Here is a 14,382-nt window from a genome sequence, read left to right as displayed (position 1 = left end):
GATAAATAGTTAGATGCAGTAGTTCCGCATGCGCGGACTGATTATGAAAAACATTATCTCATTCAACCTTAATACAGGTTAGGTAACATGTCAGGCATCAGTTCCGGTGTCGGTCTGGCAACCGGATTGAACATCACGGAAATCGCTGATGCAATCATCGGCGTACAACGTAACGCTCTGGTGAAACTTGCGAACCGTGCATCCGCATTTGAGGCAACCGAAGGGGGCATCAAAACCCTCGAAGCCAACCTGTTGACGCTTAACACAGCCGTTCAGAAACTGAACCAGAAAAGTACCTTCGAAACCCTGAAGGCCACCAGTTCTGATAGCAGCCAGTTCAGTGTCGCCGCCAACAGCACCGCGACCGCAGCCACTTATCAGCTGCAGGGATTAAGACTTTCATCGAATCACCAGATTGTCTCAAATGGATTTGCGGACTCCGACACTACTCCCCTGGGCACCGCCACTACCATCACACTTTCACAAGGTGGAAAACTGGATGATTCCAAGCTGCTGGAAGAATTGAATAATGGCCTGGGAGTTCAGCGGGGCAGCATTCGCATCACCGACAGGGATGGCCAGACAGAAGTCATCGATCTGACGCGAACCCTCACCATTGATGATGTCGTTGACGAGATTAACGGCTCGGCAACTTCCATTGTTGCCAGCATTGAAGATGACCATCTGGTTCTTACAGACACGAGCTCCGGTCTCGGAACACTAAAAGTCGCAGAAGTCTCTGGAGGAAAAACAGCCGCCGACCTGGGTATACTGCAGTCTGTTGCAGGTTCGACTTTAACAGGTGATTCGGTCTACCGCGTGACCAGCGATTTCAATCTGGCGCAGATCAATGACGGTAATGGTATTACCACCGTATCCGGCTCCGAAGATTTTCAGATCACCGCCTCTGATGCTTCAACGTTTAATATCGATCTGGACTCTGCACAAACGGTCGGTGACGTTGTTGACCTGGTCAACAACCACGCATCGAATGGTGGAAAGATCACTGCGGCCATCACCAGTGACGGTAAGCTCAGCCTGACTGATAACACCGGCGGTGTTGCTACACCATTTGAAGTCACTGCTTTAAACGGTTCGCTCGCAGCCAGAGAACTGGGCATCCAGACCACGGGCCTGGGTGGCACTATCACGGGTACTCTGTCGGGTGGTTTGAATTCTGTACTTCTGCGGAATTTAAATGGAGGCGTGTCCTCAACCAGCACTGTGCTCGATGCCGGCCAGGTTTACTTTGAAGATGGAGCCGGCGGCAATGCCACCATTGATTTTTCCGGAGTGGAAACACTGGACGATGTGATCAATGCCATCAACGCCAACGGCAGCATTCAAATTGAGGCCAGTCTCAACGCCACCAAAACAGGCATCCAGATCAAAGATACCTCCGCTGCTTCGGGCACGTCGATTGAAATCCAGGATACAACCGGGAACCTGGGCAGCTTCCTGAAAATTGATACCGTTCTGGGTGACTCAAAACACACCGTTGATTCCGGTTCACTCGATTTACGCTACATCAACGAGGATACTTCACTCTCAACCTATGGTAAAAACGGAACACCAGTCACAACCGGAAGTATTCGAATCACAGACCGTGATGGTGTCAGCTTCAATGTCAAATTATCTGACTCAGCCACCACAAAAACGATTGGGGATGTCCTCACAAAAATCAATGAAGCTGCAGCCACCGCCGGAGCACAGATCAATGCACGGTTAAACGATTACGGTGACGGCTTTATTGTAGAAGGCACCGGGGGCAGCTCATTTGATGTCAAAGTCGAAGAAGTTTCCGGTGGCACCGTCGCGGCCAGCCTGGGCATAAAAGGCTCGGGAACAACCGGAGTCACCAGTCGACAGCTCACGGAGATTTCCGTTGAAGCGACTGACACACTCCAGGATATCACAGAAAAAATCAATGCGACCGGGGTTGCTTCCGCCACCATTATCGACGATGGGACGGCTTTTAATTCTGCCCGGCTATCGATTACATCGTCCCGTAGTGGTGCGGCAGGCGAATTGATTCTGGAAAGCGATTATAATTTCGGTTTCTCCACATCCGTGGATGCAGATGATGCATTGATCCGTATCGGTAGCAACCCCCAGACTTCGTTCCTGCTGACTTCCTCGACCAACAGTTTTGACGACGCCATCACGGGACTGGAAATCGATCTCCTTTCTACCGGGTTGTCATCGTCAACCATTAATGTGGCCCGCGATACTTCGGGAATTAAGAGCACAGTCACGACCTTCATTAATGCGTACAACAGTTTTGTGGACGCCAAGAACTCACTCACCGGTTACGATTCCGAAACCAATGCACGTGGCGTGCTGAACGGAAACAGTCTGGTCCAGACAACCGTTTCCCGCCTGGAAGGAATGTTGACGAAAAAGCTGTCCATCAGTAACAGCTCTGTCAAAAGCATGGCTCAGCTGGGAGTTCAGTTTAATGGCAGCGGTAAATTGCAGTTAAACAGCGCCACTCTCGAATCACTGCTGGCTGACGACCCCGATGCTGTCACCGAATTCTTCCAGCAGGAGGACACCGGGTTCGCCGTCGTCATGAATGATGTCATTACAGCAATGACTGACCCGTTTACCGGAACACTCAAAGCACAAACCGATTCACTAAAGGCTTCGGCACTGGCATTGAATACACGCGTTGATGAATTGAATACGATTCTGGAAGCCAGACGTGAGCGACTCATTCGACAGTTCACACTACAGGAAACCATCGTCAACCAGTTGAATTCACAGCAGACGGCGCTGGATGGTCTGCAGAATTCGATCAGCAGTTAAGCAGTCTGCATCATAACTATTTAAAGTTTTAGACTCATTTGTATTAATGCGAGGGGCCACCAAAGCGATGAACGGAACTGATTATATCGAGAACCAGGTTTTAACAGCAAAACCGCACCAGTTACATCTCATGGTAGTTGATGGTGCCTTGCGTTTTGCCAGAAAAGCAGCTCTGGCCGCCGAAGAAAAACATTTTGAGCAGGCTCATTTTGCACTCGATAGAAGCCGCGACCTCGTTGCAGAACTGATTGGCGGTCTGGATCCGTCCCAACAGCCGGAAATGGTCGACCAGCTTAAAGCGCTGTTTGTGTTCGTTTATGAAAATCTGCATCATGCCGATGTGAAACAGGATGCCAGATATATCCAGAATGCAATTAAAGTCCTTGAGATTCATCGGGAGAGCTGGTGTGAACTGATTGAACAAATTCAGGTGGAAATACCAGAACAATCGGCGATCATCCACTCACACGATTCTCTCCAGCCTCCACATCACATGGAAAAAGCCGAACAACCACATCAGAGCCGCTCCTGGTTAACTTAATTCTGCGGAGAAGCAACAAGAAGCATAAGCGCATAAAAAAAGGCACTCTCACCAGTACGATGAGAGTGCCTGAGGTGGAGACCTCCGCCTCGATGCAAGCTTGCTTTCCTGTCGGGAAAGCTGGATGTTTCCGTCAGCCCTTTAAGGCCGACCATCAGTTGTAGTAGCCGTTACCTTCCTGCCGTGGTGAACGGTCGCAGACGATATCGTTCTCGCCATCACAGAAGTCAGCCTGATCATGGAAGCTGCTGCCGTCCGTGCAGGCTTTATGGCCGTGAGCACCCGCAACGTAGTAGCTCTGGTTAATTCGCCCGAAGGCACTCCCGACATCTTCCAGCTCCTGGTTGACGCCGTGGGCCACTTCACTCAGCCCGACAATCATGGCCAGCACGGCGATGGTGGAAATCAGGACCAGCTCGGACGAGACAATAAAGCCAGCCTCGTCGTTCATTAAACGGATCAGCATAGTTTTCATGGTGATGGACTCCAGAAAGAGAATTGGTTCATTTTTGTTTCGGGTATTTCGGAGCCTGCAGGGGTGGTGAAGCCCTGCAGGCGGTCGTCGTCGGAAAGAAAGCACGTTTCGGGGTTGTTGAAGAGTTCAGCGAAAGGATTACTGCACGTCCCATTGACCTGAGCAGAAGTCAGGGCAGTCATTGAATCTGCTGCCATCGGTGCAGGCTTTGTGGCCATGTGCGTTGCTCAGTTTGTAAGACTGGTCGATGCTGGCGAAGGCACTGCCGACATCTTCCAGTTCCTGGTTGACGTTGTTGGCGACTTCAGACAGTCCGACAATCATGGCCAGCACAGCGATGCTGGAAATCAGGACGAGTTCTGCAGAAACAATGAAGCCGGCTTCGTCGTTGATCAGTTGGTTGATAATGTTTTTCATCGTGGTGGTCTCCAAAGTTGATATGAAAGTTTTGCATCGAGTTGTTTGCATTTCAAAGTTGATAAAGGGATGTAAAGCAAGCTGAATACCAAAGGGGCCAAACCGTAAATCTTTTTTTACAAACTGTTCAGAACCGGAATCGTAAGTGGTTACCGTAAAGGGAGATAATAAAAGCAATCCAGGCAGAGATTTTCTGGCACCACCCTGAAATGGAACGCAGCCGCTTGAGGTAAAAAAACAACACGCCTCAAGCCCCCGACCGCAGTTTACACGTAACCCGTTAGTTGACATTCAGTTAACGCCAGGGATGCCTCAAAGCAACATGTGGGGAATCGGCAACGTGACCGGAGGGAGTCCTGAAAAACCGGTTGAAAATAAGAATTGGATGCCATGGATCCGAAAAACGCTCTTCACCTGAGAGTCAATACCTGTTATGAAACGCACCCGATAATCGTAGGGGGTATTGTTCATATTTACTGGGAAGGGAATCCCAATGCGTCAACAATCACACCTTGCCATCTGCTGTTCGCTGATGTGCGTCATGACCTGGTCTGGCTGTCAGATGGGAAATGAGAGCCCGATCACAAGCAAACTCGCATTTCGAGGCGTACCCAAACAGAGTGAGCCTCCTGTGGAATCGGAAGAAGAAATCGAAAGCCGCCTCTCAGAAGAAACCGCACAGGAGTAAATCGGTCAACTGTTAATATAAATCGACCGGGGACAGACTATTCCCCTTCAAGTTTTATAGAAACGGGAAAAACAGGAAATCTGTCTTCAGATTCAGCCGATGACGATAGAGGACGAAATTCAGTTCAGCCACAGATCAGGACGCTGCTTCGAATTTCAGTCATCAATACAGCAAAGAGTATTTGACTTGGACAAGGATGGAATAAGTCAACAAATGAACGGGCTAAGATTAACCAGAGTATTGTGCGTCTTGACGCTCATACTCTGTACACAGACGGGATGTCAGGGTCTGGGTAACAAATTATTCCAGATAGACAGCAACAGTCGCTCACCTTTTTTCGGGTTGGAATTTTATACGAAAAAAGACAGACAGACGACTCCGGTGCAAAATGTCTCACAGCAGCAACCTGTAGAACTTGAGCCCGCCATTCTACAGACCAAGGCGGAAGAACCATCCCGTTTTTCACGACTTCCCAAGTGGCTGAATCCCATGTCGAAAAAATCGGTAACGGAAGAACGAATTCCGCTGCCTCGCACGGATCTGGCTGAAACTGAGGTCATTCTGGAAGAAGCCCCCGAAGATAGAGCCTCGGGTGAACTCGGTTCTTCACTGGAAAATTTCTAAGCGGGATTCCGCTTATCGCCAGGCTGGATTAGTTCGACTTCTGTTTCCGGCGTGCTTCCGCTTTCTGTTTTGCTTCCGCAATATAGGTTTCCGGATCTTCATCGAAAGCCTGCTTACAGCCGCTGCAGCAGACGTAATACGTTTTTCCCTGATAGCTGACCTGAATCGTTCCCGCACCTCCGGTCACAATGCACTCAGGTCCGCCACTCCCGGGGTCTGCCAGTCGTGTCCCTTCTCTGGTGTACCCCACTTCGGCCAGCCGGTAATAAAATGACTGTCCTTGATTACGCTGTTCGAACAGCACCAGGGTCCGTTTCTCATTCAAGCGGCGAATTGAAATCCGATAGATGTCACCTTCCGGGTCGGGGGCTGATTCCAAAACCAGCGTGTCTTTATTTAACGTCCCCGCATAATCACGGCTTGTTCCGTCCGGAAGAACGGTAGCAAGCTGATAACGCTTCTGCTCTGGATCATAACTGAGAGACGCCGATTTCAGGAATTTCCCATCGGTAATCTCGTAAGCAATACTGGTGGACCCGGGTTTGAATTTCCAGACCCACTCTGCATTTTCGGACCAGGCTCCTTTACGCGAATTGCGTTTGATCATGCCGACCCCACGCCAGCCACCAATCAGGGAATTAAATTCCGCCAATGCCTGCTTGACCGTCTGTGGATCTTTTTTCGCTTCGGGATTCGTATTACTGGCTGGTTCACCCTGTGCGCCAGTCACACATAGCAGCAGCAGTGAAACGCATAGAATACGGACAGCAGCATGTGTTGTAATTCGCATGAACAGGTTTCCAGACGGGACAGATCAATTCAAATTCGCTGAGAGAATTAACACCAGAGCAGCGTTAACAGGTCGCGCTAACTGGCGAATTCTTATCGTATCACAGGAAAAGACTCATGCAACAGGCATTCCGGTCACGGGCCGATTTCGACTGATCCCGACGTGAGCTGCGACACTGCTATTCTCGCGTCAGCTGTTTGAACTTCTCATTGAGATCTAACGTCATCGGCCCTGGTTTTCCGCTCCCGATCTGGCGACCATCCAGTTCCACCACTGGGATCACTTCCGCAGCAGAACCGGTCAGGAAGCATTCGTCAGCCACGAAAATATCGTGTCGCGTAAACGGCGACTGATCGACGATAATACCTGACTGCTCAGCCAGCCTGATCACCGCATTGCGAGTGATGCCTTCCAGAATTCCTGCATCCACGGACGGAGTTTTCAACACATTATTTTTCACAATGAAAATATTGTCGCCCGTGCACTCCGCGACTTCTCCTTTATGATTCAACATCAATGCCTCAATACAGCCAGCGTCGGTGCCTTCAATCTTCGCGAGAATATTATTCAGATAGTTGAGCGACTTCACCCGGGAAGACAATGCCGCCGGGTGATTGCGAATCGTGGCAGCGGTGATGATTTTCAGGCCGTCGATATACAGCTGCGGATCGTAGAGGGAGATATTGTCCGCAATGATGATCACCTGCGGATTACTGGTCCGGCGGATATCCAGTCCCAGAGAACCGGCACCACGTGTGATCACCAGTCGGATGTAGCCATTTTCAATCTTGTTGGCTGCTACTGTTTCATTGATGGCCGAAACCATTTCCTGCTTCGTAAGCGGAATTGTCAGTCGAATCGCCAGAGCACTTTCATACAGACGGTCAATGTGCTCCTGTATCAGGAACACTTTTTTATTGTAGACGCGGATTCCTTCGAATACGCCGTCACCATACAGCAGACCATGATCGAATACACTGATTTTTGCTTCTTCCTTGGGAAGCAGTTTTCCGTCAATATAAACTTGGAGCGACATTGGAATCTGGTACCATTCTCAAAATACGCCGAGGCACGGCTGGCTGGTTTTGGCGGAAGATTAATCCGAAGTTGAATTCAGCGAAATCCATTTCAGTCAGAAGCATCACGAGCAACGGCGTACGCCATTGACACAACGCAGGCGACAGTGGTTCAAACCAGCAGCGGTACGCTGATCGTTTGTCACTAAGCGGGAACGGAAGCGGCGTGGGATTTCCCCAGAACCTCAATCTGACCTTCCAGTAAACGAACCGTCCGATGCGCCTGGGCGGCAATCGAATTGTCGTGCGTCACCATGATGATAGTCAGCTGTTCCTGCTCATTCAAGTTGGTCAGCAGGTCCATAATCTCTTTACCGGTACTACTATCCAGATTTCCCGTAGGTTCGTCCGCCAGCAGGATCTGAGGCTTGGCAATTAAGGCCCGGGCAATGGCGGCCCGCTGCATTTCCCCACCCGACATTTCTGACGGGCGATGTTTGATTCGATGCGACAGACCGACTTTTTCGATAATCTCCAAAGCGTCCTGACGAAACTGCTTTCTCTTCTTCCAGTATTCCCATGTCGAGTATCGGATCATCAGCGGAGAGAGTACATTTTCCAGCAGATTCAGTTCGGGCAGCAGATGGTAGAACTGGAAAATAAAGCCGAATACCCGGTTGCGAATCTGGTCTCGGGCATGGTCAGGCAGATCATCGATTCGTTGGCCTTCCAGATGAATTTCGCCAATGTCAGGCGAATCCAGGAGCCCAAACAGATGCATCAGCGTGCTTTTCCCGGACCCGGACTGCCCCACAATCGACAGAAACTCAGCTTTCTGAACTTCCATATCAATGCCCCGCAGAACGGGGACTTTGTGCTTGTCTTTTCGATAAGCCTTTTCGATGGCAACCGCCGCTAACTGTGGATGAGGCATGGATAGGGTCTCAGTCATGAATTCATACTCAATATAAACGGGAAAACAACTGTGGCTGATACTTTGCCGTATTTAAAAACGGTTCTCGATCAGAGTACCTTACTCGTAACGCAGTGATTCCACAGGATGGAATCGTGCCGCCTTTCGTGCAGGTAATATACTGGCAAGGACAGCAATAACCATTGCGCCCAAGGCAACCCAGAAGACCATCATCGGATTCACATGAGTCGAAATTTCAGGGAAGTAATAAATACGCTGGTCGAACACCTTCCGCCCGGTGATCCAGGTAATCGCTTTTTCAATTTCGTTGATGTAGCGGACAAACAGCAGACCGACAATCACACCGACACCGCTGCCCACCAGCCCCAGAGCCAGTCCGTAAGACAGAAAGATGGACATGATGCCGTTTGAGCTGGCGCCCAATGCTTTAAGCACTCCGATGTCGCGCGTTTTTTCAATTGTGATCATGAAGAAGATCGCCAGGATTCCAAAACCGGCAACCGCAATAATCAGAAACAACAGCACATTCAGGATCGCAGATTCCACTTCGACTGCAGCCAGCAGGGGCCCCTGTTTGTCTTCCCAGGTTCGCACGCGAAACTTAGTTGCGGGCAAAGCTTTTTCCAGCTTACTGACGACCAGGGCGGCGTCTTCCGGATGTTTCAATTTAATCTGAATCGACGTGATCGATTTCTCCCCGCTTTCAGGGTCAATCATGCTACGCATTTCCTGCAGGTATTCGAGATTACAGAATACCAGGCTGCTATCATGCTCGCTCATGTTGCTCTTAAACAGATCAACGACCGTGGCATTGAAGTGCGTCGGCTCCGGTGGTTGACCGGCGGTTACCGTACTGATTTTGACATCATCACCCGGCTTGACTATCTGGAACATTTCCGTCTTGCCGGTTTCTGGATCTTCATAAGGAAAACTCACCAGTCCATACCCGATATAAACGCGTCCCTCCAGGGGACTGCCGGGGTCCCGTTCTACCTTTTCTTCCCAGGGGGATGCTTTCAGGTCTCCGCTGAAAGGATTTTCATTCGGGTTCGCTTTGTTGGATGCTGTAGGTTTCGGTGCCTGATCAAAGGGCGACGCCGAGCCGGAATCATTGGCAAATCTCGGGACCGGCAGTGGCTCCTTCGACTCGACAGGTTCTTCAAATGAAACCTGTTCGTTCTCTTCCATTGCGGGGGGGTTATGATTCCAGCGATCAACCATCCACTGGGCGCGCGTGGTCCATTCTTTACGATAGGCCATCGCCTCCGGCGAAAGTTCCCAGTTGGGAATGTCATTATCGTTGGTGTGTTCCAGATATTGAGCCAGCGGGCCAACGGTGGCTTTGGTGGCAGGGTCAATGCCGATTAAAGTCACCGGCTTGCTTTGCCACTGCGAACCATACTGCACACTGAGCATCGCGTAAATTTCGACGGTCGCCGTCATCCCATCAATATCATCTCCCACAGCACGCTGGATGCTGTTTTTGAGATCCTGGGTATTGTCTTCACCGTCCAGTGAATTGGTTTCCACGATCACATCCGCGAGAATGCCTCGCAGACGGGTTCGCATATCCGTACTGAAACCATCCATCACACTGTTGACGACAATCATCGTCGCCACACCCAGGGTCATACTAATGATACTGGCCAGCGCAATATATCGGGTTCTCAAATATCGCAGGCAAAGCAGTGATTTGTACATACGGCCAATCCTTTGGCTGATTTTTTGACGACAATCAATACAACTGATTGCCGAATACATCCATGGTTTACTCAGGCTGTGACGGCTGTCCTTCGGGTCGAAGCAGTGGGAAGAAGATCACGTCACGAATGCTGTGACTGTTCGTCAGCAACATTACAAGACGGTCAATCCCGATCCCCAGGCCTCCAGCCGGTGGCATACCAACCTTTAACGCTTTAATAAAATCTGTATCCATCTTCGCCATCGAGTCTTCTTCCGAAAGCCCCGAGAGTTGAGTCTGGAATAATTCTTCCTGCAGCAGCGGGTCATTTAGTTCAGTGTAGGCATTCGCCAGTTCCATCCCTTTAACGAACAGTTCGAACCGCTCGGCAATGTGGGGATCATCCTGCTTCCGCTTGGTGAGCGGACAGATCGAGGCGGGGTAATCAATCACGAAAACCGGCCCGGTCAGATGTTCTTCACAGGTGGCCTCAAAAACTTCATTCAGAACCACATCGGGATGCACATTCTCCGTTTCAATCCCATGCTGTTTTGCCACTGCTGCAACAGCAGCCGGATCTGCTGGATCACAGCCCGCATGTTCTCTGATGAGGTCAAGATATTTTTTCCGTTCCCAGGGACCACTGAAATCAATCGTTTCCTCTTCGCCCCAGGGAAGTTCCATCGTTTCGCTGATCGTTTTGACGGCGTCGGTGACGATGGCTTCGGTCAGATCCATCATTGTTTCATAATTGCCATATGCCTGGTAGATTTCAATCATCGTGAATTCGGGATTATGGGTTGCGTCAATTCCTTCATTACGGAAGACGCGGCCCATTTCATACACGCGTTCAATTCCGCCGACCATCAATCGCTTGAGGTGCAGTTCCAGGGCAATTCGCATGTAGAGCTCGATATCGAGCGTATTATGATGTGTAGTAAAAGGACGCGCAGCGGCGCCACCGGCGACAGCATGTAACACGGGCGTTTCGACTTCCGCGAACTTCTGATTCCGCAGCGTCTGCCGGACCGAGTCAATGATCTGACTCCGTTTGAGCATTTTTTCCAGAACGCCTTCGGTATAGATCAGATCCAGTGAGCGCTGACGCAGCAGTAGTTCGACATCTTTGACACTATGGTGTTTTTCCGGCGGCTGTGCCAGTGATTTACAGAGTACGGTCAGTCCTTTCACGAAGACGGAAATCTCACCGGTCTCAGTCCGTCGCAGACAGCCATCGATGCCGATCAGGTCACCCAGATCCAGTGTTCCCATCAGTTCCCACTGGGCTTCGGTCAAATCTCCCCGGGAAAAGAGCAGCTGGATTTTGCCGGTCCAGTCTTTGATATCATAAAAACGGAGTTTTCCCGCTTTACGACGCAACATGATGCGCCCCGCAATGCGCACTTCTTCCCCGTCTTCGCCGGAAGCTTCGGGGGCTTGGGTACGTGCATCAGCGATCGGAATATGGCCATCAAACCGTTGACCCCAGGGATCAAATCCGAGTGACTGAATTTTCTCTAATTTTTTTATCCGTTCTGCTTCAAAACGGTTGGGTTTCACTTTGGACATCGAAATTTTTTAAGTCTTATGTGAGCTGGTTGTTACAGATTATGACACTCTAAAACGGTATTGTGTTCAGAGAGTGTGTCAAAAAAGAGGATCTATACGACTGAGAGAGGGAGGATAATGGCGAAATCTGCCGATCAGGTCAATGGCAACCAATATGGAATATACATAGAGCCATCTAAATCAGTCCTGAATCACTGTTTTCGCTCCTTTTCACTCTGCTTCACAATCCCATTGCAATGGATCTGTCTCTTTTTGACTCGCCCAGGTCGTTAACTGAGAAAACTTCTGCTGCAGCAGTTCTGCCATCCGCTCCATCGCAGGACGCTCCGTGGCATAGTGGCCGGGTAGAATCAGGCCCATTCCCAGTGCGCGGGCTTCGAGGCAGGCATGAAACCGGGCTTCACCCGTCAACAGAGCCTGACAGTCATGATGATGTGCGTCCCTCAGAAACTCTGCTGCTGCTCCACACGCGATGCCAATCCGTTTCACCTTCAGACCAGGATCTCCTACAAACTGCAGGGCATCGATCTTGAGTGCCTGTTTGATTAATTGATTCACCTGCGCAAGGGTGAATTCGGCGGGTAAAGAGCCGTAGCGGCCTGCCCCCTGCTCTGGCAGACTCGGATCTGCACCGGAATTCAGAGGCCTGAGAATTCCCACGTCTTCCAGTCCCAGCAGTTGGGCCAACTGCCAGTTGATACCCTGTTCGGCACTGTCATACGACGTGTGGGGACTGTAAACAGAAATATTCGCCTGGATCAGGTCCAGCAGCATTTTCCCTTCTACTGAGTTAGATGTAATCTGCTGGACCGGACGAAACAGAATTGGATGATGACTGATGATCAGGTCTGCTTTTTCGGAAATCGCTTCTGCAGCCACATCTGGAGTCAACGTCAGACAAGTGAGAATCCGGCTGACCGGTTGAGTCGGGTCACCCATTATTAAACCGACATTGTCCCAGCTCTCTGCCAGATCCGGGGGAGCAAGGTGCGTCAGATATTCCTGAATTTCTGCAACATCGGTCATGGTGATTTCTACTCCGGGTCTCCTGAAGACTATCTGTTTTCCAGAAAACGAGTTGCTGGTTCTCTGGCTATATTAAATCTGAATTGATCAATGTATCATACAGCACTATACTTTGTGTAACCAAAGACAAGAGATTCCTTTCTTCGAAATAAAGTAAGGTCCAGTTCATGAGTTTGAAAGCACGTCTGATTACGCTGTTTGTCATCGCCTTCGGCGCCTGTATTATCTTGAACGGACCACAGATCCTGATCTATCTGATCGCCCAGGTCGCGATCTCAGGTACTTTCATCACCATGTGCCTGAAGAAAGAGCGTGAAATCATCGCTAAACAAAATCAGGCAGACGCTGCGACGGAATAATTACCGAAAACGTTCACCTTCGGACTGCTTTTTCGGTAAAAATGTGGTTTACCACGCTCGAAGTCCGTTTGCTGACAAGACAGTAATAACGGCGAAGGGTTAGAATGCCGGGTGATATTTTTCACCTGCAACGCTTCACTCTAACCATAAAGTAACCGTCAGAATGTACTTTTCGAATCCTCCCTCCGCCGCCCCACAGATTGATCACCAGCATACCAGAACGCACCGCAAGCGTGGGTTTACCCTGATTGAGCTGCTGGTCGTCATCGCAATTATTGCAATTCTGGTCGCATTACTGCTGCCTGCAGTTCAACAGGCACGCGAAGCAGCCCGGATGGCGCACTGTAAAAATAACCTGCGTCAGATTGTGCTGGCCTGCCATATGTATGCGGATTCAAACGGCGGCTACTGGCCACGCGCTGCAGCCGACCACCATGCCGGCATTGGAGGCAAAAAACGCTGGCATGGTGAACGAACCACCGACGATCCCACCACGAAATTTCAGGCGCACCTGGGACCATTAGCTCCTTTCCTCGAACAGAGCACCAGTATCAAAAAATGCCCGACCTTTGGAAACTATGCCGAGCACGGCACTGTGGACAATGCCTTTGAAGGCGGAACCGGCGGCTACGGGTACAACCAGGCCTATTTGGGGGGAACCTCATGGAAGAATACATATCCTACCAACAATATGGTCTCCACGAACATGCGGGAGATCGGCAGCCTCGCACGCACGGTCGCCTTTTCTGATGCCGCTTTAGCACAGGGCCCTGATTTACACATCATTGAGTACAGCTTTATCGAACCCCCTTACTTCGTTGATAACTGGGGTTCGCCTCCCACGCCTCCCACTTTTCTAGAATCATCATATCGTCCCGACCCGTCCATTCATTTTAGACATACGGGAACTGTGGCGAATATTGGCTGGGCGGATGGTCGGGTGACGTCAGCCGTGATGTCGGGAACAGGAACATCTGTCTATGGAGGAGACCCCCAAAAATTCCAGATCGGCTGGTTCGGCCCCATGGATAGTAATATTCTTTTCAACAACAAAGACAAACTGGAAACTGAGATGGGAGGCGTACATTAAATGCATACCGCTAACTCATATTTCTTTCCGCTGAGCCTGTTAACTGCGTGCTCGTTTATCTTTCAGAGCTGTGCCGAGGAACGACCGTTTGTCCCCCAGCCTTCAGCCGAATACGTCGTGATACTCGATGCAGAAGGGAAACCTGATAATATTATGCTCGAACAGTTTTTCAAGAAGCAAGATCATCCAGAAGGTGTTAAAATACTGGTCATTGACAAACAGTCCAATGCACACAAATTGATCTCTCCTAAGGAACTGTTAAAACAGAATCCGAATGTCGGACGTTACCTGATCTTTAAACACGACGATCCGCAACGACCGTTTGACGATCTTCCTCAGTAAATGAACTACTCTTCTTCTGGAA

Annotated in this window: 15 protein-coding genes; 7 read left to right on the top strand and 8 right to left on the bottom strand. The window is 50.1% G+C overall.

What is annotated here, in order from left to right:
* Positions 1-87 precede the first annotated feature (87 nt).
* Together fliD and fliS are read left to right on the top strand one after the other, a co-directional pair.
* Positions 88-2,808: a flagellar filament capping protein FliD gene (fliD, locus tag Pan161_RS01245; RefSeq protein ID WP_145223799.1), complete on the top strand. Its 2,721-nt coding sequence runs from the start codon at positions 88-90 to the stop codon at positions 2,806-2,808.
* Between the two features lie 67 nt (positions 2,809-2,875).
* On the top strand, positions 2,876-3,349 hold the full coding sequence (gene fliS / locus Pan161_RS01240; RefSeq protein ID WP_197995633.1) for a flagellar export chaperone FliS: 474 nt from the start codon (positions 2,876-2,878) through the stop codon (positions 3,347-3,349).
* A gap of 154 nt (positions 3,350-3,503) precedes the next feature.
* Here the strand turns inward: fliS and Pan161_RS01235 are convergent, their stop codons facing one another.
* Positions 3,504-3,824, bottom strand: a complete 321-nt coding sequence (locus tag Pan161_RS01235) for a branched-chain amino acid aminotransferase (RefSeq protein ID WP_145223797.1) — start codon at positions 3,822-3,824, stop codon at positions 3,504-3,506.
* A 138-nt stretch (positions 3,825-3,962) separates the two neighbouring features.
* Positions 3,963-4,241 carry a Flp family type IVb pilin gene (locus Pan161_RS01230; RefSeq protein WP_002645565.1) on the bottom strand — a complete coding sequence of 93 codons (279 nt, stop codon included), beginning with the start codon at positions 4,239-4,241 and terminating at the stop codon, positions 3,963-3,965.
* Between the two features lie 493 nt (positions 4,242-4,734).
* Between Pan161_RS01230 and Pan161_RS01225 the strand changes: the two genes are divergently transcribed.
* Together Pan161_RS01225 and Pan161_RS01220 are read left to right on the top strand one after the other, a co-directional pair.
* Entirely contained in the window at positions 4,735-4,929 is a 195-nt protein-coding gene (locus Pan161_RS01225; protein WP_145223796.1) for a hypothetical protein, read from the top strand.
* 381 nt (positions 4,930-5,310) lie between these two features.
* A complete protein-coding gene (locus Pan161_RS01220; RefSeq protein WP_145223795.1) occupies positions 5,311-5,553 on the top strand; it encodes a hypothetical protein in 243 nt (80 codons plus the stop codon).
* 28 nt (positions 5,554-5,581) lie between these two features.
* Here Pan161_RS01220 and Pan161_RS01215 read toward each other — a convergent pair whose 3' ends face one another.
* From Pan161_RS01215 to Pan161_RS01190, 6 genes are all read right to left on the bottom strand, one after another.
* Positions 5,582-6,343 carry a YHS domain-containing protein gene (locus tag Pan161_RS01215; RefSeq protein ID WP_197995632.1) on the bottom strand — a complete coding sequence of 254 codons (762 nt, stop codon included), beginning with the start codon at positions 6,341-6,343 and terminating at the stop codon, positions 5,582-5,584.
* A 178-nt stretch (positions 6,344-6,521) separates the two neighbouring features.
* Positions 6,522-7,379: a branched-chain-amino-acid transaminase gene (ilvE, locus tag Pan161_RS01210; protein WP_145223794.1), complete on the bottom strand. Its 858-nt coding sequence runs from the start codon at positions 7,377-7,379 to the stop codon at positions 6,522-6,524.
* A gap of 185 nt (positions 7,380-7,564) precedes the next feature.
* The gene (locus Pan161_RS01205; RefSeq protein WP_197995631.1) at positions 7,565-8,311 is read right to left on the bottom strand and encodes an ABC transporter ATP-binding protein; all 747 of its coding nucleotides are present in this window, start codon (positions 8,309-8,311) and stop codon (positions 7,565-7,567) included.
* An 81-nt stretch (positions 8,312-8,392) separates the two neighbouring features.
* Positions 8,393-9,994, bottom strand: a complete 1,602-nt coding sequence (locus tag Pan161_RS01200; RefSeq protein ID WP_145223793.1) for an ABC transporter permease — start codon at positions 9,992-9,994, stop codon at positions 8,393-8,395.
* 67 nt (positions 9,995-10,061) lie between these two features.
* On the bottom strand, positions 10,062-11,543 hold the full coding sequence (gene lysS / locus Pan161_RS01195) for a lysine--tRNA ligase (protein WP_145223792.1): 1,482 nt from the start codon (positions 11,541-11,543) through the stop codon (positions 10,062-10,064).
* A gap of 210 nt (positions 11,544-11,753) precedes the next feature.
* Entirely contained in the window at positions 11,754-12,569 is an 816-nt protein-coding gene (locus tag Pan161_RS01190; RefSeq protein WP_145223791.1) for a Nif3-like dinuclear metal center hexameric protein, read from the bottom strand.
* Positions 12,570-12,736: 167 nt separating this feature from the next.
* On the opposite strand from Pan161_RS01190, the gene Pan161_RS01185 reads away from it, so the two are divergent.
* The 3 genes from Pan161_RS01185 to Pan161_RS01175 all read left to right on the top strand — a co-directional run bounded on the left by Pan161_RS01185 (position 12,737) and on the right by Pan161_RS01175 (position 14,360).
* Positions 12,737-12,928, top strand: coding sequence for a hypothetical protein (locus Pan161_RS01185; protein ID WP_145223790.1), 192 nt, complete (start codon positions 12,737-12,739; stop codon positions 12,926-12,928).
* A gap of 163 nt (positions 12,929-13,091) precedes the next feature.
* The gene (locus Pan161_RS01180; RefSeq protein ID WP_145223789.1) at positions 13,092-14,018 is read left to right on the top strand and encodes a DUF1559 family PulG-like putative transporter; all 927 of its coding nucleotides are present in this window, start codon (positions 13,092-13,094) and stop codon (positions 14,016-14,018) included.
* On the top strand, positions 14,019-14,360 hold the full coding sequence (locus Pan161_RS01175; protein ID WP_145223788.1) for a hypothetical protein: 342 nt from the start codon (positions 14,019-14,021) through the stop codon (positions 14,358-14,360).
* Positions 14,361-14,382 lie beyond the last annotated feature (22 nt).

This window comes from Gimesia algae (assembly GCF_007746795.1).
Lineage (GTDB): Bacteria > Planctomycetota > Planctomycetia > Planctomycetales > Planctomycetaceae > Gimesia > Gimesia algae.
Note: the sequence above shows the minus strand (reverse complement) of the source record. Positions and strands in the feature narration are given on the sequence as shown.

Excerpts from the sequence above, each read along its gene's own strand:
- fliD (WP_145223799.1), top strand. The coding sequence starts at position 88 with ATGTCAGGCATCAGTTCCGGTGTCGGTCTGGCAACCGGATTGAACATC.
- fliS (WP_197995633.1), top strand. The coding sequence starts at position 2,876 with ATGAACGGAACTGATTATATCGAGAACCAGGTTTTAACAGCAAAACCG.
- Pan161_RS01235 (WP_145223797.1), bottom strand. The coding sequence starts at position 3,824 with ATGAAAACTATGCTGATCCGTTTAATGAACGACGAGGCTGGCTTTATT.
- Pan161_RS01230 (WP_002645565.1), bottom strand. The coding sequence starts at position 4,241 with ATGAAAAACATTATCAACCAACTGATCAACGACGAAGCCGGCTTCATT.
- Pan161_RS01225 (WP_145223796.1), top strand. The coding sequence starts at position 4,735 with ATGCGTCAACAATCACACCTTGCCATCTGCTGTTCGCTGATGTGCGTC.
- Pan161_RS01215 (WP_197995632.1), bottom strand. The coding sequence starts at position 6,343 with ATGCGAATTACAACACATGCTGCTGTCCGTATTCTATGCGTTTCACTG.
- ilvE (WP_145223794.1), bottom strand. The coding sequence starts at position 7,379 with ATGTCGCTCCAAGTTTATATTGACGGAAAACTGCTTCCCAAGGAAGAA.
- Pan161_RS01205 (WP_197995631.1), bottom strand. The coding sequence starts at position 8,311 with ATGACTGAGACCCTATCCATGCCTCATCCACAGTTAGCGGCGGTTGCC.
- Pan161_RS01200 (WP_145223793.1), bottom strand. The coding sequence starts at position 9,994 with ATGTACAAATCACTGCTTTGCCTGCGATATTTGAGAACCCGATATATT.
- lysS (WP_145223792.1), bottom strand. The coding sequence starts at position 11,543 with ATGTCCAAAGTGAAACCCAACCGTTTTGAAGCAGAACGGATAAAAAAA.
- Pan161_RS01190 (WP_145223791.1), bottom strand. The coding sequence starts at position 12,569 with ATGACCGATGTTGCAGAAATTCAGGAATATCTGACGCACCTTGCTCCC.
- Pan161_RS01185 (WP_145223790.1), top strand. The coding sequence starts at position 12,737 with ATGAGTTTGAAAGCACGTCTGATTACGCTGTTTGTCATCGCCTTCGGC.
- Pan161_RS01180 (WP_145223789.1), top strand. The coding sequence starts at position 13,092 with ATGTACTTTTCGAATCCTCCCTCCGCCGCCCCACAGATTGATCACCAG.
- Pan161_RS01175 (WP_145223788.1), top strand. The coding sequence starts at position 14,019 with ATGCATACCGCTAACTCATATTTCTTTCCGCTGAGCCTGTTAACTGCG.